General features: G+C 63.8%; 21 protein-coding genes and 2 pseudogenes. 12 read left to right on the forward strand and 11 right to left on the reverse strand.

Annotated features, from left to right (window positions below; genetic code table 11):
* Positions 1 to 112: 112 nt before the first annotated feature.
* Positions 113 to 439, reverse strand: coding sequence for a thioredoxin TrxA (trxA, locus tag ACJA3S_RS24875; RefSeq protein ID WP_012274768.1), 327 nt, complete (start codon positions 437 to 439; stop codon positions 113 to 115).
* A gap of 256 nt (positions 440 to 695) precedes the next feature.
* On the opposite strand from trxA, the gene ppx reads away from it, so the two are divergent.
* A complete protein-coding gene (gene ppx / locus ACJA3S_RS24880) occupies positions 696 to 2198 on the forward strand; it encodes an exopolyphosphatase (protein ID WP_186684107.1) in 1503 nt (500 codons plus the stop codon).
* Here the strand turns inward: ppx and ppk1 are convergent.
* The gene (gene ppk1 / locus ACJA3S_RS24885; protein ID WP_406820340.1) at positions 2185 to 4416 is read right to left on the reverse strand and encodes a polyphosphate kinase 1; all 2232 of its coding nucleotides are present in this window, start codon (positions 4414 to 4416) and stop codon (positions 2185 to 2187) included. The two genes, ppx and ppk1, sit on opposite strands and share 14 nt — an antisense overlap.
* A 213-nt stretch (positions 4417 to 4629) precedes the next feature.
* On the opposite strand from ppk1, the gene ACJA3S_RS24890 reads away from it, so the two are divergent.
* Entirely contained in the window at positions 4630 to 5274 is a 645-nt protein-coding gene (locus ACJA3S_RS24890) for a DedA family protein (protein ID WP_170033677.1), read from the forward strand.
* 549 nt (positions 5275 to 5823) lie between these two features.
* Here the strand turns inward: ACJA3S_RS24890 and ACJA3S_RS24895 are convergent.
* Positions 5824 to 6402 (reverse strand): annotated as a pseudogene (locus ACJA3S_RS24895) (sterol desaturase family protein); the annotation flags it as partial.
* 112 nt (positions 6403 to 6514) lie between these two features.
* On the opposite strand from ACJA3S_RS24895, the gene elbB reads away from it, so the two are divergent.
* A complete protein-coding gene (gene elbB / locus ACJA3S_RS24900; RefSeq protein ID WP_406820341.1) occupies positions 6515 to 7174 on the forward strand; it encodes an isoprenoid biosynthesis glyoxalase ElbB in 660 nt (219 codons plus the stop codon).
* Between the two features lie 152 nt (positions 7175 to 7326).
* Here the strand turns inward: elbB and ACJA3S_RS24905 are convergent, their stop codons facing one another.
* Positions 7327 to 7779 (reverse strand): YaiI/YqxD family protein, encoded by a 453-nt coding sequence (locus tag ACJA3S_RS24905; protein WP_170033681.1) that lies wholly within the window; start codon positions 7777 to 7779, stop codon positions 7327 to 7329.
* A 174-nt stretch (positions 7780 to 7953) separates the two neighbouring features.
* On the opposite strand from ACJA3S_RS24905, the gene ACJA3S_RS24910 reads away from it, so the two are divergent.
* Positions 7954 to 10800: a class I adenylate cyclase gene (locus ACJA3S_RS24910; protein ID WP_406820342.1), complete on the forward strand. Its 2847-nt coding sequence runs from the start codon at positions 7954 to 7956 to the stop codon at positions 10798 to 10800.
* 76 nt (positions 10801 to 10876) lie between these two features.
* Here the strand turns inward: ACJA3S_RS24910 and rnk are convergent, their stop codons facing one another.
* The 3 genes from rnk to cyaY form a co-directional block, all read right to left on the reverse strand.
* Positions 10877 to 11287 (reverse strand): nucleoside diphosphate kinase regulator, encoded by a 411-nt coding sequence (rnk, locus tag ACJA3S_RS24915; protein ID WP_406820343.1) that lies wholly within the window; start codon positions 11285 to 11287, stop codon positions 10877 to 10879.
* A 145-nt stretch (positions 11288 to 11432) separates the two neighbouring features.
* Positions 11433 to 11657, reverse strand: coding sequence for a DUF1289 domain-containing protein (locus tag ACJA3S_RS24920; RefSeq protein ID WP_170033687.1), 225 nt, complete (start codon positions 11655 to 11657; stop codon positions 11433 to 11435).
* A gap of 1 nt (position 11658) precedes the next feature.
* Positions 11659 to 11991 (reverse strand): iron donor protein CyaY, encoded by a 333-nt coding sequence (cyaY, locus tag ACJA3S_RS24925; RefSeq protein WP_406820344.1) that lies wholly within the window; start codon positions 11989 to 11991, stop codon positions 11659 to 11661.
* A 250-nt stretch (positions 11992 to 12241) separates the two neighbouring features.
* Here cyaY and ACJA3S_RS24930 point away from each other — a divergent pair, with 250 nt between their 5' ends.
* Genes ACJA3S_RS24930 through ACJA3S_RS24955 form a run of 6 tightly spaced genes read left to right on the forward strand, consistent with a single transcriptional unit; the run spans position 12242 to position 16864 of the window.
* A complete protein-coding gene (locus ACJA3S_RS24930) occupies positions 12242 to 12457 on the forward strand; it encodes a lipoprotein (protein ID WP_406820345.1) in 216 nt (71 codons plus the stop codon).
* A 9-nt stretch (positions 12458 to 12466) separates the two neighbouring features.
* Positions 12467 to 13714, forward strand: coding sequence for a diaminopimelate decarboxylase (gene lysA / locus ACJA3S_RS24935; RefSeq protein ID WP_406820346.1), 1248 nt, complete (start codon positions 12467 to 12469; stop codon positions 13712 to 13714).
* A 4-nt stretch (positions 13715 to 13718) separates the two neighbouring features.
* Positions 13719 to 14549 carry a diaminopimelate epimerase gene (dapF, locus tag ACJA3S_RS24940; protein ID WP_186671948.1) on the forward strand — a complete coding sequence of 277 codons (831 nt, stop codon included), beginning with the start codon at positions 13719 to 13721 and terminating at the stop codon, positions 14547 to 14549.
* Between the two features lie 13 nt (positions 14550 to 14562).
* Positions 14563 to 15273 (forward strand): DUF484 family protein, encoded by a 711-nt coding sequence (locus ACJA3S_RS24945; RefSeq protein WP_170033697.1) that lies wholly within the window; start codon positions 14563 to 14565, stop codon positions 15271 to 15273.
* Positions 15273 to 16172 (forward strand): tyrosine recombinase XerC, encoded by a 900-nt coding sequence (xerC, locus tag ACJA3S_RS24950; RefSeq protein ID WP_170033699.1) that lies wholly within the window; start codon positions 15273 to 15275, stop codon positions 16170 to 16172. The genes ACJA3S_RS24945 and xerC overlap by 1 nt, the downstream gene beginning before the upstream one ends.
* Positions 16169 to 16864 (forward strand): HAD family hydrolase, encoded by a 696-nt coding sequence (locus ACJA3S_RS24955; RefSeq protein ID WP_406820347.1) that lies wholly within the window; start codon positions 16169 to 16171, stop codon positions 16862 to 16864. The genes xerC and ACJA3S_RS24955 overlap by 4 nt, the downstream gene beginning before the upstream one ends.
* A 209-nt stretch (positions 16865 to 17073) precedes the next feature.
* Here the strand turns inward: ACJA3S_RS24955 and sutA are convergent, their stop codons facing one another.
* From sutA to glnK, 3 genes are all read right to left on the reverse strand, one after another.
* A complete protein-coding gene (gene sutA / locus ACJA3S_RS24960; RefSeq protein WP_170033703.1) occupies positions 17074 to 17403 on the reverse strand; it encodes a transcriptional regulator SutA in 330 nt (109 codons plus the stop codon).
* Between the two features lie 429 nt (positions 17404 to 17832).
* On the reverse strand, positions 17833 to 19164 hold the full coding sequence (locus ACJA3S_RS24965) for an ammonium transporter (RefSeq protein WP_170033705.1): 1332 nt from the start codon (positions 19162 to 19164) through the stop codon (positions 17833 to 17835).
* A 47-nt stretch (positions 19165 to 19211) separates the two neighbouring features.
* Positions 19212 to 19550, reverse strand: coding sequence for a P-II family nitrogen regulator (gene glnK, locus ACJA3S_RS24970; RefSeq protein ID WP_002555808.1), 339 nt, complete (start codon positions 19548 to 19550; stop codon positions 19212 to 19214).
* Positions 19551 to 19948: 398 nt separating this feature from the next.
* On the opposite strand from glnK, the gene ACJA3S_RS24975 reads away from it, so the two are divergent.
* Both ACJA3S_RS24975 and ACJA3S_RS24980 read left to right on the forward strand, forming a co-directional pair.
* A complete protein-coding gene (locus ACJA3S_RS24975) occupies positions 19949 to 20215 on the forward strand; it encodes an accessory factor UbiK family protein (protein ID WP_186684089.1) in 267 nt (88 codons plus the stop codon).
* The gene (locus ACJA3S_RS24980; protein ID WP_170033709.1) at positions 20216 to 20569 is read left to right on the forward strand and encodes a gamma-glutamylcyclotransferase family protein; all 354 of its coding nucleotides are present in this window, start codon (positions 20216 to 20218) and stop codon (positions 20567 to 20569) included.
* Here ACJA3S_RS24980 and ACJA3S_RS24985 read toward each other — a convergent pair.
* Positions 20523 to 22569, reverse strand: a pseudogene (locus tag ACJA3S_RS24985) (DUF4034 domain-containing protein). The gene ACJA3S_RS24980 and the pseudogene ACJA3S_RS24985 overlap by 47 nt on opposite strands.
* Positions 22570 to 22656: the final 87 nt, after the last annotated feature.

The raw sequence follows: 22656 nt of genomic DNA on the forward strand, positions 1-22656 counted from the left end.
GCCGAATGTAACACTTGCTTTTTTCGACGTCTAGTGGTTTTGACGGTGGAAATCGTACCGCCACAGACCTTTGCAGGCAAAAAAAACCCCGCATTCGCGGGGCTTTTTGCTATCACAGGTGGGCGTCGAGGAACGCGGCCAGCTGCGATTTCGACAGTGCGCCGACCTTGGTGGCCTCGACATTGCCGTTCTTGAACAGCATCAGCGTCGGGATGCCACGCACGCCGTGCTTGGCCGGGGTTTCCTGGTTCTCGTCGATGTTCAGCTTGGCGACGGTCAGTTTGCCCTCGTAGGTGGCAGCGATGTCGTCCAGAACCGGAGCGATCATCTTGCATGGGCCGCACCATTCAGCCCAGTAGTCGACCAGCACCGGACCCTGAGCCTGCAGTACATCGGCTTCGAAGCTGGCGTCGGTGACGTGTTTGATTTTGTCGCTCATGGAAATCTCCAAGGTCGTAAGCAATAAAAAACGTTGCCCATCATAGCCGCACCCGACTCCTACAGGAAGCCGCGGACGATTGAGTGTAACTATAGTTGTGCAAGACGCCACGAATCGAAACTGTCACGCCAGTGTCATAGCATCGACTGGCACATTGCCTTGCATCAAGGCCTGCTCAACGGCTGTATGCCACGCGTTGGCGATAGCCTGCTATCGTGGCACGATTGCCGGGTTAACGACCGAGAACAACCAGATCATGCCGCATACCATCGCGAAGAACCTGTCCCTGATCGCCGCCATCGACCTTGGCTCCAACAGCTTTCACATGGTCGTGGCCAAGGCCCACCATACCGAAATCCGCATCCTCGAGCGGCTCGGCGAGAAGGTTCAGCTGGCCGCCGGCATCGACGACGAGCGCAAGCTCAGCGAAGAAGCCATGGAACGGGGCCTGGACTGCCTCAAGCGCTTTTCCCAGCTGATCAACGGCATGCCCGCCGGCTCGGTGCGCATCGTCGGTACCAACGCCTTGCGCGAAGCGCGCAACCGCAACGAATTCATCCAGCGCGCCGAAGCCATCCTCGGCCACCCGGTCGAGGTCATCTCCGGCCGTGAAGAAGCGCGCCTGATCTACCTCGGCGTGTCGCACACCCTGGCCGATACACCGGGCAAACGCCTGGTCGCCGACATCGGCGGCGGCAGTACCGAGTTCATCATCGGCCAACGCTTCGAGCCGCTGCTGCGCGAAAGCCTGCAGATGGGCTGCGTCAGCTTCACCCAGCGCTACTTCCGCGACGGCAAGATCACCCCGGCCCGCTATGCCCAGGCCTACACCGCCGCGCGCCTGGAACTGATGAGCATCGAGAACGCCCTGCATCGCCTGACCTGGGACGAGGCCATCGGTTCGTCCGGTACCATCCGCGCCATCGGCGCAGCCATCAAGGCCGGTGGCCTGGGCAATGGCGAGGTCAATGCCGAGGGCCTGGCCTGGGTCAAGCGCAAGCTGTTCAAGCTGGGTGAGGTCGACAAGATCGACTTCGACGGCGTCAAACCCGACCGCCGGGCCATCTTCCCGGCCGGCCTGGCGATTCTCGAGGCGATCTTCGATGCGCTGGAACTGCAGCGCATGGACCACTGCGACGGCGCCCTGCGCGAGGGTGTGCTGTTCGACCTGCTGGGCCGCCACCACCACGAAGACGTGCGCGAGCGCACCCTGAATTCGCTGATGGAGCGCTACCACGTGGACCAGGGCCAGGCTGCACGCGTCGAGCGCAAGGCACTGCACGCGTTCGACCAGGTCGCCGATGCCTGGGACCTGAAGGACGGAAACTGGCGCGACCTGCTGGGCTGGGCGGCGAAGGTGCACGAGATCGGCCTGGACATCGCCCACTACCATTACCACAAGCACGGCGCCTACCTGATCGAGCACTCAGACTTGTCGGGCTTCTCCCGCGAGGACCAGCAGATGATGGCCTTGCTGGTACGCGGCCACCGCCGCAACATCCCCAAGGACAAATACGCCGAACTGGGCGAGGAAGGGGTCAAGCTGCTGCGCCTGTGCGTGCTGCTGCGCTTCGCCATCCTGTTCCACCACATCCGCGGCAACCAACAGATGCCGAAGGTGGAACTGAAGGCTGCCGGCGATTGCCTGGACGTGGTGTTCCCGCAAGGCTGGCTGGAACAGAACCAGCTGACCCAGGCCGACTTCGCCAACGAGGCGGAGTGGCTGGCCCGGGTCGGCTTCGTCCTCAGCGTACGTTGAGTACCGGGTTGCTCAGGCGTTCCAGCAGGGTCGCCTGGGCACTGCGCGGGTTCTGGTTGCCGGTCGGCGTGCTGCGCACGTAGCGCCCGTCTGGCTGCAGGGTCCAGGCGTGGGTGTTGTCGGTCAGGTAGCCTTCCAGCTCCTTCTTCACCCGCAGCAACAGCTTCTTGCCTTCCACCGGGAAACAGGTCTCGACACGCTTGTCGAGGTTGCGCTCCATCCAGTCGGCGCTGGACAGGTAGATCTGCTCTTCGCCGCCATTGAGGAAGTAGAACACCCGCGTGTGCTCGAGGAAGCGGCCGATGATCGAGCGCACCTGGATGTTGTGCGATACCCCCGGGATACCTGGGCGCAGGCAGCACATGCCACGCACCACCAGGTCGATCTTCACGCCCGACTGGCTGGCCTTGTACAACGCCTTGATGACCTTGGCGTCGGTCAGCGAGTTGAACTTGGCGATGATGTGCGCCGGCTTGCCTTCGAGGGCGAACTGGGTTTCCCGCGCGATCATGTCGAGCATGCCCTTCTTCAGGGTGAACGGCGCGTGCAGCAGCTTCTTCATGCGCAGGGTCTTGCCCATGCCGATCAGCTGGCTGAACAGCTTGCCGACGTCCTCGGTGAGGGCGTCGTCGGAGGTCAGCAGGCTGTAGTCGGTGTACAGGCGGGCGTTGCCGGCGTGGTAGTTGCCGGTTCCCAGGTGCGCATAGCGCACGATCTCGCCGTGCTCGCGACGCAGGATCAGCATCATCTTGGCGTGGGTCTTGAAGCCGACCACACCGTAGATCACCACCGCACCGGCGGCCTGCAGGCGGCTGGCCATCTGCAGGTTGGATTCTTCGTCGAAACGCGCACGCAATTCGATCACCGCAGTGACTTCCTTGCCGTTACGCGCCGCGTCCACCAGCGCGTCGACGATTTCCGAGTTGGCACCGGAGCGGTACAGGGTCTGGCGCACGGCGAGCACGTGCGGGTCCTTGGCCGCCTGGCGCAGCAGGTCGATCACCGGGGTGAACGACTCGAACGGGTGCATCAGCAGGATGTCCTGCTTGCCGATCACGCTAAAGATGTTGTCAGCGTTTTGCAGCAGCTTGGGGATCGCCGGGGTGAACGGCGTGTATTGCAGCTCGGGGTGGCTGTCCAGGCCTGTAATGCTGAACAGGCGGGTGAGGTTGACCGGGCCGTTGACCTGGTACAACTCGCTTTCGCTGAGGCTGAACTGCTTGAGCAGGTAGTCCGACAGGTGTTTCGGGCAGGTATCGGCCACTTCCAGGCGCACGGCATCGCCATAGCGACGCGAGAACAACTCGCCGCGCAGCGCGCGGGCCAGGTCGTCGACCTCTTCGGAATCCAGCGCCAGGTCGGCGTTGCGGGTCAGGCGGAACTGGTAGCAGCCCTTTACCTTCATGCCCTGGAACAGGTCGTCGGCGTGCGCGTGGATCATCGACGACAGGAATACATAGTTGTCCCCTGCGCCACCCACCTCTTCCGGCACGCGGATGACCCGCGGCAGCAGGCGCGGTGCCGGGATGATCGCCAGGCCGGAATCGCGGCCGAAGGCGTCGACCCCCTCGAGCTCGACGATGAAGTTGAGGCTCTTGTTCACCAGCAGCGGGAACGGGTGGGTCGGGTCGAGGCCGATCGGGGTGATGATCGGGGCGATTTCGTCGCGGAAATAGCGGCGCACCCAGGTCTTGAGCTTGGGTGTCCAATAACGGCGGCGGATGAAGCGAATCTGGTGCTTTTCCAGCTCTGGCAGCAGCACGTCATTGAGGATCGCGTACTGGCGCTCCACTTCGCTGTGTACCAGCTCGCTGATGCGCGCCAATGCCTGGTGCGGCTGCAGGCCGTCGGCACCGGCCAGTTCCCGGGCAAAATTGATCTGCTTCTTCAGGCCGGCGACGCGGATCTCGAAGAACTCGTCGAGGTTGCTGGAAAAGATCAGCAGGAACTTGAGGCGTTCGAGCAGCGGGTAGCTTTCATCCAGCGCCTGTTCCAGTACGCGGATGTTGAACTGCAGCTGCGAGAGTTCGCGATGAATGTACAGGCTGCTGTCGTCCAGGCCGGGGACGGTGATCGCCGGGGCCGGCGCAGGCGCCGGGGCCACCGGTTCTACCACGGGCTGGGGCGCCGGCGGCAGGTCTGGCGGGGTCTGCACCATCTCTTCGGGGAGTTCCTGAGCATCCTTGATCGCGACAGGGGTTAGCACTTCATTATTCATCTGGCGTTCCTGAGGACGTTAACGCCCTATCATCAATTGAGCGGCAAGATAAGCGCCCATTATGACGCCTGTGTTACACAGCAGGGCAAGCCGTGGCGCGTGCCTTCCGGCATTCTCCGTGTAGGAAATGTTCACGTCGAGACACATTTGGACACTTTCACGAATGCGCGCGAAGGGGTAGGCTGCGCGTTCATTTCGCCAGCACCTCAGAAAATGCTTCAACAATTCCTGCAGGATTTCGGCTACTTCGCCCTTTTTCTAGGCACCTTCTTTGAAGGCGAGACCATTCTGGTGCTTGCGGGATTCCTTGCGTTCCGCGGCTACATGGACATCAACCTGGTGTGCCTGGTGGCGTTTTTCGGCAGCTATGCCGGCGACCAGCTGTGGTACTTCATGGGCCGTCGCCATGGGCGCAGGATCCTGGCCCGCAAACCGCGCTGGCAGGCAATGGGCGACCGGGCACTGGACCACATCCGCCGCCACCCCGACATCTGGGTGCTGAGTTTCCGCTTCGTCTATGGCCTGCGCACGGTCATGCCGGTGGCCATCGGCCTGTCGGGCTACCCGCCGCGCCGCTACCTGCTGCTGAACGGCCTGGGCGCGGCGATCTGGGCAGTGGCCCTGGGCGCCGCCGCGTACCACTTCGGCGCCATTCTCGAAGGCCTGCTGGGCAACGTGAAGCGCTACGAGCTATGGGTGCTGGGTGGCTTGCTGGCGCTGGGCGGCCTGCTATGGCTGCGCCGACGCTTCCGGACCTTGCGTGCGGAGCGCAAGGCGGCGGGCCAGGCCCAGGCCCCAGAAGCTGAGCAGGCAATAAGCCACGAGCACGAGCCAGGCCAACGGCACGACCACCGCTAGGCCCAGGGCGCCGGCCAGGTACAGCGCCGGCACAGTGGCCAGCAGCCGTAGCAGCTCCAGGCGCGTGGCCCACGGCCGGTTCTCCAGCAGCGCACCCAGCACGAACAAGCCAAACGCCATCAACACCCAGCCGAGCACCAGCGCGGCGCCTGGCACGCGCTCGGCCACGTCCATCAGATAGCTGCCCAACGCCACGTAAACCACGAACTGCGCTGCCACGTAGGCCTGCTGCGGGCGCCCCAGGGCCACTGCGAACTTGCGAAACCGCGCCAGGTCCTGCCTGGCCTGCGGATAGCGGGCGGCCACATCGGCCGGGCGCCAGCCCGTGGGCATGAACCAGATGCGCAGCTTGTCCCACACGCTGTCGGCACGCCGGGCGTCGTGCCAGAGCTGGGCATAGAACTGCAGGTTGGCCCACAGCGGGTTCCAGCTGGCCAGCGGCGTAGTCACCCCGAACACTACCGGCTCGGCCGGGTCCTCCTCCTTGAAGGTGCCGAACAGACGGTCCCAGAGAATGAACACGCCGCCGTAGTTGCGATCCAAGTAGGCAGGATTTTGCGCATGGTGGACGCGATGGTTGGATGGCGTGATCAACACCCACTCGAGCCAGCCAAGCTTGGCGATATGCCGGGTATGTACCCAGAACTGGTACAACAGGTTGAGCGACGCCACGGTGATGAACACCACTGGCGGCACCCCGACCAGCGCCAGCGGCAGGTAGAAGATCCAGGAAAAGATGAAACCGCTGCTGGTCTGGCGCAGTGCAGTGGTGAGGTTGTACTCCTCGCTCTGGTGATGCACCGAATGCGCAGCCCACAGCACGTTGCGCTCGTGCCCCAGACGGTGCAGCCAGTAGTAGCAGAAGTCGTACAGGACAAAGGCCAGCAACCATACCCACCAGGCCTGCGACGGCAAGCGCAGCAGCGCCAGGTGCTCGAAGACGAAGGCATAGGTGAGCAGCCCCAGCCCTTTGGTCAGCAGCCCGGTGCTGGTCGACAGTGCGCCGGTGCTGAGGCTGTTGATCGAGTCGGCCAGGGTGAAATTGCGCTGGCCACGCACACGGTCGGCTACCAGTTCCACGGCGATCAGCACGAAGAAGAACGGCACGGCCAGCAATATCAGGTCCATGGGCACGAACTCAGGCGTTATCCACCAAGATTAGGCCGCGTGCGCCAGAACCCCTATGGCGACATCTGCCAAACTAGAGGACATTTAGCGCCTCGACACTGGAGTAATGAGCATGACAAAAAAAGTAGCGGTGATTCTTTCCGGCTGTGGCGTCTACGACGGCGCCGAGATCCACGAAAGCGTGATCACCCTGCTGCGCCTCGACCAGCGCGGTGCGCAGGTGCAGTGCTTCGCGCCCAACATTGCGCAGCTGCAGGTGATCAACCATCTGACCGGCGAAGAGATGCCCGAGTCGCGCAATGTACTGGTGGAATCGGCACGTATCGCCCGCGGTCAGGTCAAGGACATTCGCGAAGCCAAGGCCGAGGACTTCGATGCGCTGATCGTGCCGGGCGGTTTCGGTGCGGCGAAGAACCTCTCCAACTTTGCCGTGGAAGGCGCCAACTGCAGCGTCAACCCGGACGTGCTGGCACTGGCCGAAGCCTTCGCCAGCGCATGCAAGCCGGTTGGCCTGATCTGCATATCGCCGGCGCTGGCAGCGAAGATCTACGGGCCGGGCGTGGTCTGCACCATCGGTACCGACGCAGACACTGCGGCGGCCGTGGTGAAGATGGGCGGCACCCATGAACAATGCGATGTGCACGATATCGTCGAGGACCCCCAGCGCAAGCTGGTCACCACCCCGGCGTACATGGAGGCCAAGTCGATCAGCGAGGCGGCTGGCGGCATCTACAAGCTGGTGGATCGGGTGCTGGAGCTGGCGCACGAATAGGTTCTTGCTGGCGCGCCCGGTGTAGGCGCGGCCTTGTGTCGCGATCGGGCTGCGTAGCAGCCCCTCGATTACAGCTGCAACGCAGATAACGCTGGGGCTGCTTTGCAGCCCGATCGCGACACAAGGCCGCGCCTACGCAGGGCGCGTACGCCTCAGGCCTTGGAAAGCCGGGCAATGATCCGGTCCAGCGCATTGGCAAACGCCTGCTTTTCGCGTTCGCCGTAAGGCGCCTGCCCTCCCCCCACCTGGCCTTGCTCGCGCAGTTCGGTGAACAGGTTGCGCGCCGCCAGCCGGTCACCCATGTTGCGCTCGTCGAATTCGCGCCCACGCGGGTCCAGCGCTGCCACGCCCTTCTTCACCAGGCGGTCGGCCAGCGGTACGTCGCTGCAGATCACCAGTTCGCCAGGCACGGCGTGCTCCACCAGATAATCGTCCGCCGCGTCCATGCCGCTGGGTACCACTATCAGCCGTACGATGGCGAACGCCGGCTTGGCCACAGCCTGGCCCGCGACCATGACCACTTCGAACTTGCGCTTGAGGGCGAACTTGACGACCAGATCCTTGGCCGCCTTGGGGCAGGCGTCGGCATCGATCCAGACACGCATCGGGTAACCTCGTCATTCATTCAAGGCAGCCATCATGCCTCAACGGCAGGAAAAGCTGGAGCTTGCCACCCGTGCGCGCTGGCAAAATGACGTCAATCTTTCAATTGGCGCTTATCCAGCGCCGATCCCTCAGGCTACACTCGCCACAGCTCCACTGGCCGGCCCGAGTGCGCAATGAACCACCCTCATGAAATCCGCCCCGACCTGGACGAAGGCATCGACCGCAAAGTCCTGGCGACATTGCGTGCGCGGTTCCTGCGGCTTAACCAGGGCCGGCTGCAGCGGGCACTGGAAGGCCTGTCGACGCGCCAGCAACAGGTATTGACGTTGCTGCCGCTGCTGTTCCACGTGAACCATCCGCTGCTGCCAGGCTATGTGTCGGGCAGCACCCCGGCCGGTGTATCAGGCTACGAACCAAGCGCCGAGCTGGTGCTCGAGGCCCAGCGCCTGGCCCGCTCGTTCACCTACAAGGCCCGCCACGGCAACCCGCCGCGCCCGATCCATGGCCTGTTCCTGATGGGCAGCCTGGGCTCGCTGGCGCAGGCCGAGCACAGCGACATGGACCTGTGGGTGTGCCATGCCCCCGGCCTGGCCGACGAGTTGCTGGGCGAATTGCGGCGCAAATGCCAGCTGCTGGAGGCATGGGCAGAAAGCCTGGGCGCCGAGGCGCATTTCTTCCTGATCGACACACAAGGTTTCGCCCAGGGCCAACGCGACGGCCAGCTCGGCTCCGACGATTGCGGTACGACCCAGCACTACTTGCTGCTGGACGAGTTCTACCGCACCACCATCTGGCTGGCCGGGCGCACGCCGTTGTGGTGGCTGGTGCCGGTCTACCAGGAACAGCACTACCACAGCTACACCCAGACCCTGCTGTCCAAGCGCTTCATCCGCAGCCAGGACGCCCTCGACCTCGGCAGCCTGGCGAGCATCCCGCCTGGCGAGTTCGTCGGGGCCGGCCTGTGGCAGTTGTTCAAGGGCATCGACTCGCCCTACAAGTCGCTGCTCAAGCTGTTGCTGACCGAGGCCTATGCCAGCGAACATCCTACCGTGCGCTGCCTGAGCCTGGACTACAAGCAAGCCGTGTTCGCCAACCAGCTCGACCTCGACGAGCTGGACCCCTACGTGATGGTCTATCGGCGCATCGAACACTACCTGCTGCAGCGTGGCGAGCGGGCCCGCCTGGAGTTGGTACGCCGCAGCCTGTACCTGAAGGTGAACAAGAAGCTCAGCGACCCGTCCCGGACCACTGGCTGGCAACGCCGGCTGCTGCAGCGCCTGACCGACGAATGGGGCTGGGACAGGCGCCAGCTGGCACTGCTGGACAGCCGCAGCCAGTGGAAAGTCCAGCAAGTCGCCGTGGAGCGCCGTGACCTGGTAGCCGAACTGAACCACAGCTACCGCTTTCTCAGCCAGTTCGCCCGCACCCAGAACGCCAGCAGCCGCGCCGACCAGCGCGACCTCAACGTGCTGGGCCGACGCCTGTACGCAGCGTTCGAGCGCCGCGCCGGCAAGGTCGAACTGATCAACCCCGGTATCGCCCCGGACCTCGCCGAAGGCACCCTGACGCTGGTCCAGGCGCCCAACCGCAAGGAGCCCGGCAGCCATCACTGGGGGCTGTACACCGGCAACCTGAGCACGCATGACGTGGAGCATTTCAGCCCGCTGAAACGCTGCCGCGAGCTGATCGAATTGCTGACCTGGGCACACCGCAACGGGGTGATCGACAGCAGTACACGCCTGGCATTGCACCCCGGCGTCAGCGACCTCAGCGAAATCGAGCTGTTCAACCTGGTGGGCTGCCTGCAGCAGAGCATTCCCCTGCCCTTGCCGATCGTCAGCGAGGTGCGCCTGCTGCAGCCCAGTGTTGCCGACGAGATACTGCTGCTGGTCAACGTCGCCATCGACCCGCTGCGTCACCACCGCGACCTGAACATCCTGATGACCACCGAGCGCACCGACTCGCTGAGCTATGCCGGGGTGCGCGAGAACCTGGTGCTGACCCTGGACCAGGTCACCCTCAACAGCTGGAACGAAGTGCTGGTCCAGCGCTATGACGGCGAACATGCGCTGGTGCGCTGCTTGCGCGACTTCCTCAACAGCCCGGTGCTGCACGGCCAGCGGCCACGGCTGCGGGTGCGCTGTTTCTGCCAGAGCCGCGCCCAGGCCATCGCCCAGCGCGTGGAGGAAGTCTTCGACACGGTGCAACTTCTGCTGGACCAGGGCCTTGAGCACCGCTACCTGCTGCAGGTTGCCCAGCATACGCATGTGCTTGAGTTGCTGGCCGGGCACGTCAGCCTGACAACCCTGGCCGAGCATGAGGCATTACTGGCGTACCTGGGCCAAGAGCGCAGCAGCTACAGCCCGCTGTACCTGGACGCCAACGCCCTGCAGGACCACGACCTGCGCCTGGTCCTGGAACAGGGCCAGCCAGCCTGCATCCAGGTGTTCTACCGCCTGCAGGGGAGCTGGGCCGAACTGTATGTGCTGGATGAATACAACGCCTTGTGGCAACAACGCCTGCCGCTGCATGACGAAGCGCATCTGCTGTTGCCGCTGCAGCGTTTTCTGCGTTCGGTGGTGATGCGCCGCGATGCCCGGTTACCGATGGACACCCTGCGGCCGGCGTCCCTGGATATCCATTACGTACAACTGCTGCCCTCCGGCCCAGGCAAGGCGCGCAGCAGCGAGCCGCGCCCGGCCCCCGAAGGTAACGACCAGCCCTACTACGAGGTGCAGGCCATTATCCAGGCCGGGGTGGCGGGTGCTGCGCATGTGACACTGTACTGCGACCAGCAGGAATATTCCGAACTGGAGCATGGCGAGCAGCTGTATGCGGTGGTCGCCCGGCAGATCATTGGGCAGCGGCGCGGCAACAGGCACTACCGGTGCTATATCACTGACCTGGACTTGTCCGAGCTGCTGGATGACCAGCTCGGGTCGACGCAGCTGTACCTGCGCTACAAGCGGGAGCTGGAGCAGGCGTTGAACGAGGGCCTGGAGCAAGTGTTGGGCGAATGACCCATTGCGGTAGCTGTGGGGGCGGGCTCACCCGCTCCCACCCAGCCCACCATGGGCTGATGAAAGCACCCGGGCCTTACAGGTCAAAATCGCCCGCCGCTTCTGGCTGGTACTCGACCTCCAGCAGCTTCAGCTTGAGGGTCTTGCCCCCCGGTGCAGGCCAGTCGATCTGCTCGCCCACCGACAATCCCAGCAAGGCGCAACCAATCGGCGCCAGGACCGAGACCCTGCCTTCAGGCCCCGCATCCTTGGGGTACACCAGGGTCAGGTGGTAGTCCTTGCCACTGGCTTCCTCGCGGCAGTGCACGCGCGAATTCATGGTCACCACCCCAGCTGGCACTTCCTCGTGACCGACCACCTGTTCGGCGCGGTCCAGCTCGCCCATCAAGGCAAGCACACCCGGCGTATTCTCGTCGAGGCTGTCGATCAGACGCTCCAGACGTTGTACGTCCAATCGGGTGAGGATGAGGGAAGGCTTGGTGCTCATGATCCAGTCAGACTCCTTTGAACAGGCGGTTTTCATCGTGCAGATAAAGCAAAACCCCGCCCAAGGGCGGGGTTTGTAATGGCGTTGCGTCAGCGACGCAGAACCCGACACTACCACAGCCGGGTAAATACTCAAGCCCTTGCGATCAGTGTGCCTTAGCCTGGTCGCGCAGGGCCTGGGCTTCGCGGCAGATCTGCCGGCGCCGCTGGTCATCGGCTGAACGCCATTCGCGGATGTGCTCGACATGCCGGTGGCAACCCGTGCAAATACGCTGCTCGTCCAACCGGCACACGCTGATGCACGGCGACGGCACGGCGGGGCTGACATTGCTGTAGAGCGGCTTGGGCGGCCGGGCCTGGGTGTCGCTCATATCAGATCTCGTCGAAATCCAGCTTTTCGCCGGCCCGTTCCCAGACGATGCGCTCGAGCATTTCGCCCAGCAATTCATCGCTCTTCTCGCACACCCACTTGCCGCTGTCTTCGTCATAGTCGAAGTGGAAACCGCCGGAACGGTCGGCCAGCCACAGCTGGCGCAGCGGCTCCTGGCGGCTGAAGATCAGCGTGCTGCCGTTGTCGAACTTGATGGTCAGGACGCCAGCGGAGTTCTCCATGTCCAGGTCCAGGCCACTCTCGTCGAACAGGTCTTCCAAGGCCTGTTGGGTAGTGTCGACCAGGTCATGGAAACGCGCTTCACTCAAACTCATTGCAGGAACCTCGAAATTGGCTGCGTTACTGGCATGCCGGGCAAGATACGGGCGCTTGCCGCCGAATGCAAAGTTTTAGCCGTGCCTGCAGCGGCACGAACTCGAACCCAGCGCAGTGCCTTTGGGTTTGGGAAAGGGCCGTGGCAAGCACCAAGAATAGCCCGCCCGGCGGGCCTGCCCTTGCATAGGCAAGCCGTCGGTCGCTCGGTATACTCGGGCGCAATACTGCATATTTCTAAGGATTTCACCCATGAAGCGCCTGATTTCCTCCCTCGCGGCGCTGGTCGCTGTTGCCTGCCTCGTTTCGGCCTGCGGTCAGAAGGGCCCACTGTACCTGCCTGAAGACGGCGATAACGGCAAAGCGCACAAGTCGCACCAGCACCAGCCAAAAGCCAAGCCGGCCCCGACGCAGGAAGAGCAGCAACCCGAGCTGCAGCCCGAGCCCGAGCAGTCGCCAGCGCAGTAAGGAAACCAGATGAACGCTTTCAACTACCGCGGCGGCGAGCTGTTCGCGGAGGGCGTGGGCCTGTCGGCCATTGCCGAACGTTACGGCACCCCCACCTACGTGTATTCGCGCGCCCACATCGAAGCCCAGTACCGCAGCTACACCGACGCCCTGCAAGGCACCGAGCACCTGGTGTGCTTCGCGGTCAAGGCCAACTCCAACCTCGGCGTACTGAACGTACTGGCACGCCTGGGCGCCGGTTTCGATATCGTCTCCGGCGGTGAGCTGGAGCGCGTCTTGGCCGCTGGCGGCCGCGCCGACCGCGTGGTGTTCTCCGGTGTTGGCAAAACCCGTGAGGACATGCGCCGAGCCCTGGAAGTCGGCGTGCACTGCTTCAACGTCGAGTCCACCGACGAGCTGGAACGCCTGCAAGTGGTGGCCGCCGAGATGGGCAAGGTTGCCCCGGTCTCGCTGCGGGTCAACCCGGACGTCGACGCTGGCACCCACCCGTACATCTCCACCGGCCTCAAGGAAAACAAGTTCGGCATCGCCATCGCCGACGCCGAGGCCATCTACGTGCGCGCCGCGCAGCTGCCGAACCTGGAAGTGGTCGGGGTCGACTGCCACATCGGTTCGCAGCTGACCAGCGTCGAGCCTTTCCTTGACGCCCTCGACCGCCTGCTGGTGCTGGTCGACCGCCTGGCCGAATGTGGCATCCACCTGCGCCACCTGGACCTGGGCGGCGGTGTCGGTGTGCGCTATCGCGATGAACAGCCGCCACTGGTGGCCGACTACATCAAGGCCATCCGCCAGCGCATCGGCGACCGCGACCTGGCCCTGGTGTTCGAGCCGGGTCGCTACATCGTAGCCAATGCCGGCGTTCTGCTGACCCGTGTGGAATACCTCAAGCACACCGAACACAAGGACTTCGCCATCGTCGATGCGGCGATGAACGACCTGATCCGCCCGGCCCTGTACCAGGCCTGGATGGGTGTCAGCGCGGTCACCCCGCGTGAAGGCCAAGGCCGTGCCTACGACCTGGTCGGGCCGATCTGCGAGACCGGTGACTTCCTCGCCAAGGACCGCGTGCTGAACCTGGCCGAAGGTGACCTGCTGGCCGTTCAGTCCGCGGGCGCCTATGGTTTTGTCATGAGCTCCAACTACAACACCCGCGGCCGTTGCGCTGAAATCCTGGTCGACGGCGACCAGGCCTTCGAAGTACGCCGCCGCGAGACCATCGCCGAATTGTACGCTGGCGAAAGCCTGCTGCCGGAGTAAGCCCATGCTGCTGCGTTTTACCAAGATGCATGGGCTGGGCAATGACTTCATGGTCCTCGACCTGGTCAGCCAGCACGCGCACATCCAGCCCAAGCACGCCAAACAGTGGGGCGACCGCCACACCGGCATCGGCTTCGACCAGTTGCTGATCGTCGAGGCACCGAACAACCCGGAAGTGGACTTCCGCTACCGCATCTTCAACGCCGACGGCTCGGAGGTCGAGCAGTGCGGCAACGGTGCGCGCTGCTTCGCCCGCTTCGTGCTGGACAAGCGCCTGACCGCGAAAAAGCGCATCCGCGTGGAAACCAAGAGCGGCATCATCGAACTGGACGTGCAGAACGACGGCCAGGTCAGTGTCGACATGGGTCCGCCACGCTTCACCCCTGCGGACATTCCCTTCGTCGCCGACGAGCAGGCGCTGAGCTACCCACTGGAAGTCGACGGCCAGGTGTATCCGATTGCCGCCCTGTCCATGGGTAACCCGCATGCCGTGCTGCGGGTCGACGATGTACGTAGCGCGCCTGTGCACCAGCTGGGGCCGAAAATCGAGAACCACCCACGCTTCCCGCAGCGGGTGAATGCCGGCTTCCTCCAGGTCATCGACCGTCACCGCGCCAACCTGCGCGTGTGGGAGCGCGGTGCGGGCGAAACCCAGGCTTGCGGCACCGGCGCCTGCGCCGCCGCAGTGGCAGCGATCAGCCAGGGCTGGATGGATTCCCCGGTTTCCCTCGACCTGCCCGGTGGCCGCCTGCACATCGAATGGGCCGGCCCCGGCAAACCGGTGCTGATGACTGGCCCGGCCGTACGCGTATACGAAGGACAGGTTCGTCTCTAAGCGAGTAACCGCCATGACCGATCAGCCCCAGGTTGTACCCAAGCAGTCCGCCGAGCTCGATGCCGATGCGGTTGTCGCGTACCTGCGCGCGCACCCCACCTTCTTCGCCGAGCACGATGAATTGCTGCTCGAGCAGCGCATCCCGCACCAACGCGGCGACAGCGTGTCGCTGGTGGAACGCCAGCTCAAGCTGCTGCGCGATCGCAACATCGAAATGCGTCACCGCCTGTCGCAGTTGATGGACGTGGCCCGTGACAACGACCGGCTGTTCGACAAGACCCGCCGGTTGATCCTCGACCTGCTCGATGCCGGCAGCCTGGAGGAAGTGGTAATGGCGGTCGAAGACAGCCTGCGCCAGGAGTTCCAGGTGCCCTTCGTCAGCCTGATCCTGTTCGGCGATAACGTTGCACCGGTCGGGCGCTGGGTCAGCAATGCCGAAGCGCAGCAGGCCATCGGCGCCCTGCTGGGCGGCGGCAAGACCGTCAGCGGTAACCTGCGCGAGCACGAGCTGGCCTTCCTGTTTGGTGAAGAACAGCGCCGGGAAGTGGGCTCCAGCGCCGTCGCCGCCCTGGAATATCAAGGCCTGCACGGGGTTTTGGCAATCGGCAGCCGCGACCCGCAACACTACAAGAGCAGCGTCGGCACCCTGTTCCTTGGCTATATCGCCGAAGTGCTTGGCCGCGTTGTGCCGCGCGTCACCCAGCCGCTGCGCCCGGTACGCTGATGGAACGCCAGCTGGAGGCTTATTGCGCACACCTGCGCAACGAGCGCCAGGTGTCCGAGCATACCCTGCTGGGCTACCGCCGCGACCTGGACAAGGTCGTTGCCTACTGCAAGGAACATGGCATTGCCGGCTGGCCGGCACTGCAGATCCAGCAACTGCGCCAGCTGATCGCCCGCCAGCACCATCATGGCCAGTCCTCGCGCAGCCTGGCGCGGCTGCTGTCGGCAGTACGCGGCCTGTACCGCTATCTCAACCGCGAGGGCTTGTGCCAGCACGACCCGGCCAGCGGCCTGAGCCCGCCCAAGGGTGAACGCCGGTTGCCCAAGGTCCTGGACACCGACCGCGCGCAGCAGCTGCTGGATGGTGGCGTCGACGACGATTTCATCGCTCGCCGTGACCAGGCCATGCTCGAACTGTTCTATTCGTCGGGCCTGCGCTTGTCCGAGCTGACCAACCTCGACCTCGATCACCTCGACCTCGCCGCCGGCCTGGTTCAGGTGCTGGGCAAGGGCAGCAAGACGCGCGTATTGCCAGTAGGTCGCAAGGCCCGCGAAGCGCTGCAGGCCTGGTACCGCCTGCGAGGCATCGGCAACCCGCGCGACCGCGCGGTGTTCATTACCCGCCAGGGCAACCGCATCAGCCCAAGGGCAGTCCAGCAGCGGGTGAAGGCGGCTGGCGAGCGCGAGCTGGGCCAGCACCTGCACCCGCACATGCTTCGCCATTCCTTCGCCAGCCATGTGCTGGAATCGTCCCAGGACCTGCGCGCGGTGCAAGAGATGCTCGGCCATGCCGACATCGGCACCACACAGATCTACACCCACCTGGACTTCCAGCACCTGGCCGCGGTGTATGACAGCGCCCACCCTCGGGCCAAACGCAGCAAAGGCACAGACTCATGAGCATCAAGCTGATCACCTTCGACCTCGACGACACGCTGTGGGACACCGCACCGGTGATTGCCAGCGCAGAAGTGGTGCTGCGCGACTGGCTCGAAGCCAATGCCCCGATCCTCGGTGGCGTGCCGGTGGAACACCTGTTCGCCATCCGCGAGCGCCTGGTGCAGGCCGAGCCTGGCCTCAAGCACCGTATCAGCGCCCTGCGCCGACGGGTGCTGTTCCATGCCCTGGAAGAGGTCGGCTACAGCGAGAAGCAGGCGCAGGCGCTGGCCAACGAAGGCTTCGAAGTGTTCCTGCATGCCCGCCACCAGGTGGAGATCTTCCCGGAAGTACAGCCGGTGCTGGAGATCCTGCGTCACCACTACACCCTGGGTGTGGTAACCAACGGCAACGCCGACGTGAGCCGGCTGGGGTTGGCGGATTACTTCCGCTTTGCCCTGTGTGCCGAAGACCTCGGCATCGGCAAGCCCGACCCGGCGCCGTTCCTGGAGGCGCTGCGCCGTGGTGAAGTGCAGGCCAGTGCCGCCGTGCACATTGGCGACCACCCCGGCGACGACATCGCCGGCGCCCAGCGCGCCGGGCTGCGGGCGGTGTGGTTCAACCCGCAGGGCAAGGCCTGGGTCGGCGAGCAGGCGCCCGATGCCGAGATCCAGCGCCTGTCGCAGCTACCCGACGTGCTCGCGCGCTGGCGCTGACAGACGGCACCTCGCGCCCCCTGAGCGGCCTTGTGTCGCGAAAGGGGTGCGCAGCGCCCCCGAGGTTTCAGCTTCGCAACATGAATTGATTGGGGCCGCTTTGCGGCCCTATCGCGACACAAGGCCGCTCCTACAGGGGCCACGGAACACGCTGTGAAACAGGCACAAAAAAGCCCGCAGCGACGGCGGGCTTCTTGACGATCAGCCACTCAGATAGGGCGGCTGCCGTACTTGTTGTCCGGCTTCTTGGGTGGGTCGGCGACCACGTTGGCCTCGACTTCCTGAACCTTGCCACCGCGAGCGAGGAACTCTTCCATGGCCTTGGCCAGGGCATCACGTTCCTTCTGCTTGGCTTCCATGCTCGGCATCTCGTCTACCGAGACGGCCGCCTTGGATTTGCCCTTGGCAGTGGGTGCCGGGCTGCTGTCATCATCGCCGGCATCTTCAGCGACATCATCAGCCGCAGCTTCGAGGCCATCATCAGCCTCGTCTTCGTCGCCTACTTCGAGGTCATCATTTTCCAGATCGTCGTCGCTCATGTTCTACCTCATGACTTGCGAAAAGCAGGTTAGTTATAGACCAGTGCAGCCGTAGACCGGCAGCCACCAGTGAAAATTCAACTGGCCGTGGTAAGGCCACTGCCCTAGGGTCGGCGCTCCTGATGGGAGGCGGTACCCAGCAGACCCTGCTCCTGGCAGGACCTGACAAATCCATAAGCCCCTGCTGGCCACTCGCTATTGGCAAGCCTAGCAAAGGCTGGCGAAGCGTGCGGACAACTGTCAAACACCCTTCGGCGCGCATTCTAGCGCGCCAGAAGAAAAAGCAAAGCACCCTGAACGCTCTACGTTTTGTAAGTTTTATGCCCACGTCGCAAACGTAGCGAATAAACCGTTTGCCGTACGCGAAATGCTAAAAACCTGGCAAAAAAAATGCCCGGCAAGCCGGGCAAGTTTTTTACTGCGCCGCGGTTACAGGTTGTAGCCGCGTTCGTTGTGCTGAGCCAGGTCGAGGCCGACCGACTCTTCTTCTTCGTTGACCCGCAGGCCCATCACCACATCCAGCACCTTGAGGATCACGTAGGTGACGATGGCGGTGTACAGCACGGTCAGGATCACGCCTTTGGCCTGGATCCAGACCTGCATGCCGATGTCGGTCACGGTACCGAAGCCACCCAGTGCCGGGGCCGCGAACACGCCGGTGAGGATGGCGCCGACGATACCGCCGATGCCGTGTACGCCGAAGGCATCCAGCGAGTCGTCATAGCCCAGCTTGCGTTTCAGGCTGGTGGCGCAGAAGTAGCAGATCACACCTGCGGCCAGGCCGATCACCAAGGCGCCCATCGGGCCCACGGTACCGGCAGCCGGGGTAATCGCGACCAGGCCGGCGACCACGCCCGAAGCGATACCCAGGGCGCTCGGTTTGCCGTGGCCGACCCACTCGGCGAACATCCAGCTCAGTGCGGCAGCGGCGGTCGCGATCTGGGTCACCAGCATGGCCATGCCGGCGGTACCGTTGGCGGCAGCGGCCGAGCCTGCGTTGAAGCCGAACCAGCCAACCCACAACATGGCCGCGCCTACCAGGGTGTAGCCCAGGTTATGCGGGGCCATCGGGGTGGTCGGGTAGCCCTTGCGCTTGCCCAGCACCAGGCAGCAGACCAGGCCAGCAACACCGGCGTTGATGTGCACCACGGTGCCGCCCGCGAAGTCCAGTACGCCCCAGTCCCACATCAGCGCACCGTCACCGCTCCAGACCATGTGGGCGATCGGCGCGTAGACCAGGGTGAACCAGATACCCATGAACACCAGCATCGCGGAGAACTTCATGCGCTCGGCGAAGGCACCGACGATCAGCGCCGGGGTGATGATGGCGAAGGTCATCTGGAAGGTGATGAACACCGCCTCGGGGAACAGCGCGGTGGCCGAGGTCAGGTTCCCGGGCGTGACGCCGCTGAGGAACGCCTTGGAGAAGCCACCGACGAAGGAATTGAAGTTGAGCACGCCCTTTTCCATACCGCTGGTATCGAAGGCCATGCTGTAGCCGTAGATGACCCAGAGAATGCTCATCAGGCCAGTGATGGCAAAGCACTGCATCATCACCGACAGCACGTTCTTGGAACGCACCATGCCGCCATAGAACAAGGCCAGGCCTGGAATGGTCATGAACAGCACCAGCGCCGTTGCGGTCAGCATCCAGGCGGTGTCGCCGGAGTTCAGCGCTGGGGCAGCTTCCTCTGCCAGGGCAAGCCCGGGCATTACGAGGGACAATAGGGCTCCTAGCCCTGCGATCTTACGCAGAGTCATGTTGTTTTCTCCTGGGGCGTTGGGTTTGGTGAGGCTTTTTTTGCTGCTTAGATCGCGTCGGTATCGGTTTCGCCGGTACGGATTCGGATCGCCTGCTCCAGATTCACCACGAAAATCTTGCCGTCACCGATCTTGCCGGTGTTGGCTGCCTTGGTGATGGCTTCGATTACCCGATCAAGGTCCTTGTCATCGATGGCGACATCGATCTTCACCTTGGGCAGGAAATCGACCACATATTCAGCACCGCGATACAGCTCGGTGTGGCCTTTCTGCCGACCGAAGCCTTTGACTTCGGTGACGGTGATGCCCTGCACGCCGATTTCCGACAACGACTCGCGCACGTCGTCCAGCTTGAACGGCTTGATGATGGCTGTGACTAGCTTCATGAAACTCTCTCCCGATTTGGTGGACTTGCCCCAGGAAAACAAACCCGTCTCAAGTCTAAGCGCAGCAGTTGGCTTTGTAACGCGTCGTCGGCATCCGGCTCCGCATGCGCACTGCCTGGTCACAAAGAACCGCATCAGTGCATGGCTCGTAGTGGTCTTTGCAGAAAGCTTGCCAGTTCTACCAAGCCACGAGAAAACAGCGGCTTATGGGAACAAGTGGGGATTGGCCAGTCGCCAGCACCGGAAACATGCACAAATTCGGTGCGTAGCGGTTCGCCGCCTTGCTCGAAAAATGTGCAACCGCGCGTTCCTGCAGCACTGCCCAACGTCCACTCAAAGGCCCGGTTTGTGCGTGCTACACTGCCGGCCATTTCCCAGTATCAGTGGACAGCCGAACCATGCTCGCGCCCAAAGCCCTACTCGACGCCCTGAGTGACCAGGCCTCGCGCCTGTTCAGCAGCGATACCGCCCAGCCTCGTGCCGAACTGGAAAGCCAGTTCAAGGTGCTGATGCAAGGTGCCTTCAGCAAGCTGGACCTGGTCAGCCGCGATGAATTCGACAGCCAGATGGTCGTGCTGGCGCGCACCCGTGCCCGCCTCGAAGCCCTGGAACAACAAGTAGCCGAGCTGGAAGCACGGCTGAACCCGAACCCACAGGACAACTGAATGCAGCCCTCCAGCGCATACCCGGTACTGCTGTTCTCCTACGGCACCTTGCAGGACAAGGCCGTGCAACTGGCCAATTTCGGCCGCGAGCTGACCGGCCAGGCCGACCGGATGCCTGGCTACCGGCAGGACTGGGTCGAAATTACCGACCCGGCCGTGCTGGCGACCAGCGGCAAGTCCCACCACCCCATCGTGTCCCCCAGCAGCCAGGCCGACGACAGCGTCGCCGGCATGGTCTTCCAGATCAGCGAAGAAGAGCTGGCGGCTGCCGACCGCTATGAAGTCGCTGACTACAAGCGCATCGCCGTCACCCTCGCCTCGGGCCTGACTGCCTGGGTCTACGTGCGCGCCTGAACCCCTCCAGGCTGCACCGTTCACACGGGCGGCAGCTCGCTGGCGTGCAGGGTGCCGCGGAACAAGGCCGCACCGCACTGGGTGAACAAGGTCTTCACCCGGTTGCGTGAATTGAGGATCTCGGCCTGGATTGCGCCGATGGCCGAATCCCCCGGCTGCAAGGTGGCGGCCCGGTTCACCCATTCGATGGCGGCAAAACGGCTTTGTTTACGGGTGCCGCGCCCCTGCATCCAGGCCAGCCCCAGCTCGGCGCTGGCGCGCCCGGCAATCCATGGGTCGGGGTGCTCGACCAGGCTCAGCAGGTAGGCGACCGCCTCGGCCCGCTCCTGCGGCGCGCCAAACTGACGCAACAAGATCCCCAGGTGCAAACGCGCTTGTGCATTGGTCTGCGCGTTGCCCAGTGCGTCGACCAGCAAATGCCGGACCGCCAGCATCGCATCGCGATCGTTGAGGTCTTCATCGCCCTCCATGCGCAGGCGGGCCAGTTCGTACTTGGCGAGTCGGCTGCCCGCCTCCACGGCGCGCTGCAGCCAGTGCCGGGCCGCCTCGTCATCCAGGTATTGCTCAGGGGTGTCGCCCAGCTCGCCGTGATACAAGCCGTACAGTGCAAGGGCCGCCCCTGGCAGGTTCAGCTCGGCAAAACGTTCGTACAGATAGCAGGCCACCTCATGCCGGTTACCCGCCCACAGCAGTCGTGCCACATCGAGCACTCCGAAACCCGGTGCCCGGCCCGCACGCTGGCGCTTTACCGCAATCTGTACCCAGGCTTTGGCCTGTTCGTCGGAACGTGGCAAGCCCCACAGGCCGAAGCGGTGCCCGGCAGCACGCAATGCGCAGGCGGCTGCATGCGAGCGGCCCTCGCACAGCTGCTCGATGGCGCTGCGTAACAGCTGTTTTTCGTCGGTCATGCCGTTCAGCAGTATGAGTTCGACCAGACAGCGAAAAGGCTCTCCCATGGCCGGAATGGACGCGAGATCGGCCTGGCACGCCAGGCTCGCGGCGATGTCACGCATGCCGCCAGAGGGGTCTTGCAACACCCGGCTGTGCAACGCCCCGCGCCAGCCCAGCAGGACGGCACGCTCCCTGGGCCTCAGCGGGCGCTGTGACCAGGCTTCGAACAGTTGCTGCCACTCGGCAATGGCTTGCAATTGATCAGCATGGGGCAGCGTCAGCCGCTCTTCGACAGGCATCCAACGTAGCGCATTACGCATGGTCTCGTCCCACGCTTCGCACAGCGGACCATTGGCCAGCAACTCGATGGCATCCGGGCTGGTACCCGGTCGGGGCTGCAGGTACATAGCCAAGGCCTGAACCGCCTCGAAGCAACCGGGGCGCGCAGCCAGCGCATGGCGCAACCAGTAATAGCGAGGGTCCTGGCTTTCGCGTGCGGCTCGCCAGCCCAGGCATGCTGGCAATGCCTGCGGCAGTTCGGCCAACGGTTGCAACCCGTGCTTTACCAGAATCGGGGCCACGGCTTCTTGCACTTCCACATCAGCGTGGGCGCTGGGCCGGTAGCGCGCCGGCTGCCCTTGGAACAGTTCGGTCAGCCAGCCCGGTTCACGAAACCGGGCACAAATATGCAGCATGCCAATGGCTGCTGCCACGGGCTGGGTGGAACGGCCCAGGGCCCGTAGCAGGTGCGCGGTCGCGGTTTCGCAGATCTGCTCGATGGCCAGCGCACGCGCCGCGTTGTGCCTGCCACTTTCCTGCACCTGGCAAGCCCGCTGGAAGCAGTGCAAGCCCATCACCACCTGGGGGTGATAAGCCTTGGGGCAGGCGTCGATCCACGCCTTGAGCACCTGGCTCAGGGCCCTGTCACCCTGGCAGTCCAGGTCGGTCAGCAGGGGCCCTTCGACAGCTGCCAAATAGAGGGGAAATTCACCGGGCGGGGCTTGCCGCCATTGCCCTTCGAGGGTGTCGAAAAAGCGGTTGAGTTCAACGAATGCGTTGGCCTGCACCAGGTCGCGGATTACCTGTCGCGTGCGGGTTAGCGTTTGCACGAGAGCACCACCTCAAGTCCATTTGAAGGAAGCTGCGGTGCCATCCCATGGCAACCGCTGTTGCCCAATAACACTAAGCCATACCTG

The organism is Pseudomonas sp. KnCO4 (assembly GCF_045344305.1).
In the GTDB taxonomy this organism is placed as follows: domain Bacteria; phylum Pseudomonadota; class Gammaproteobacteria; order Pseudomonadales; family Pseudomonadaceae; genus Aquipseudomonas; species Aquipseudomonas anuradhapurensis.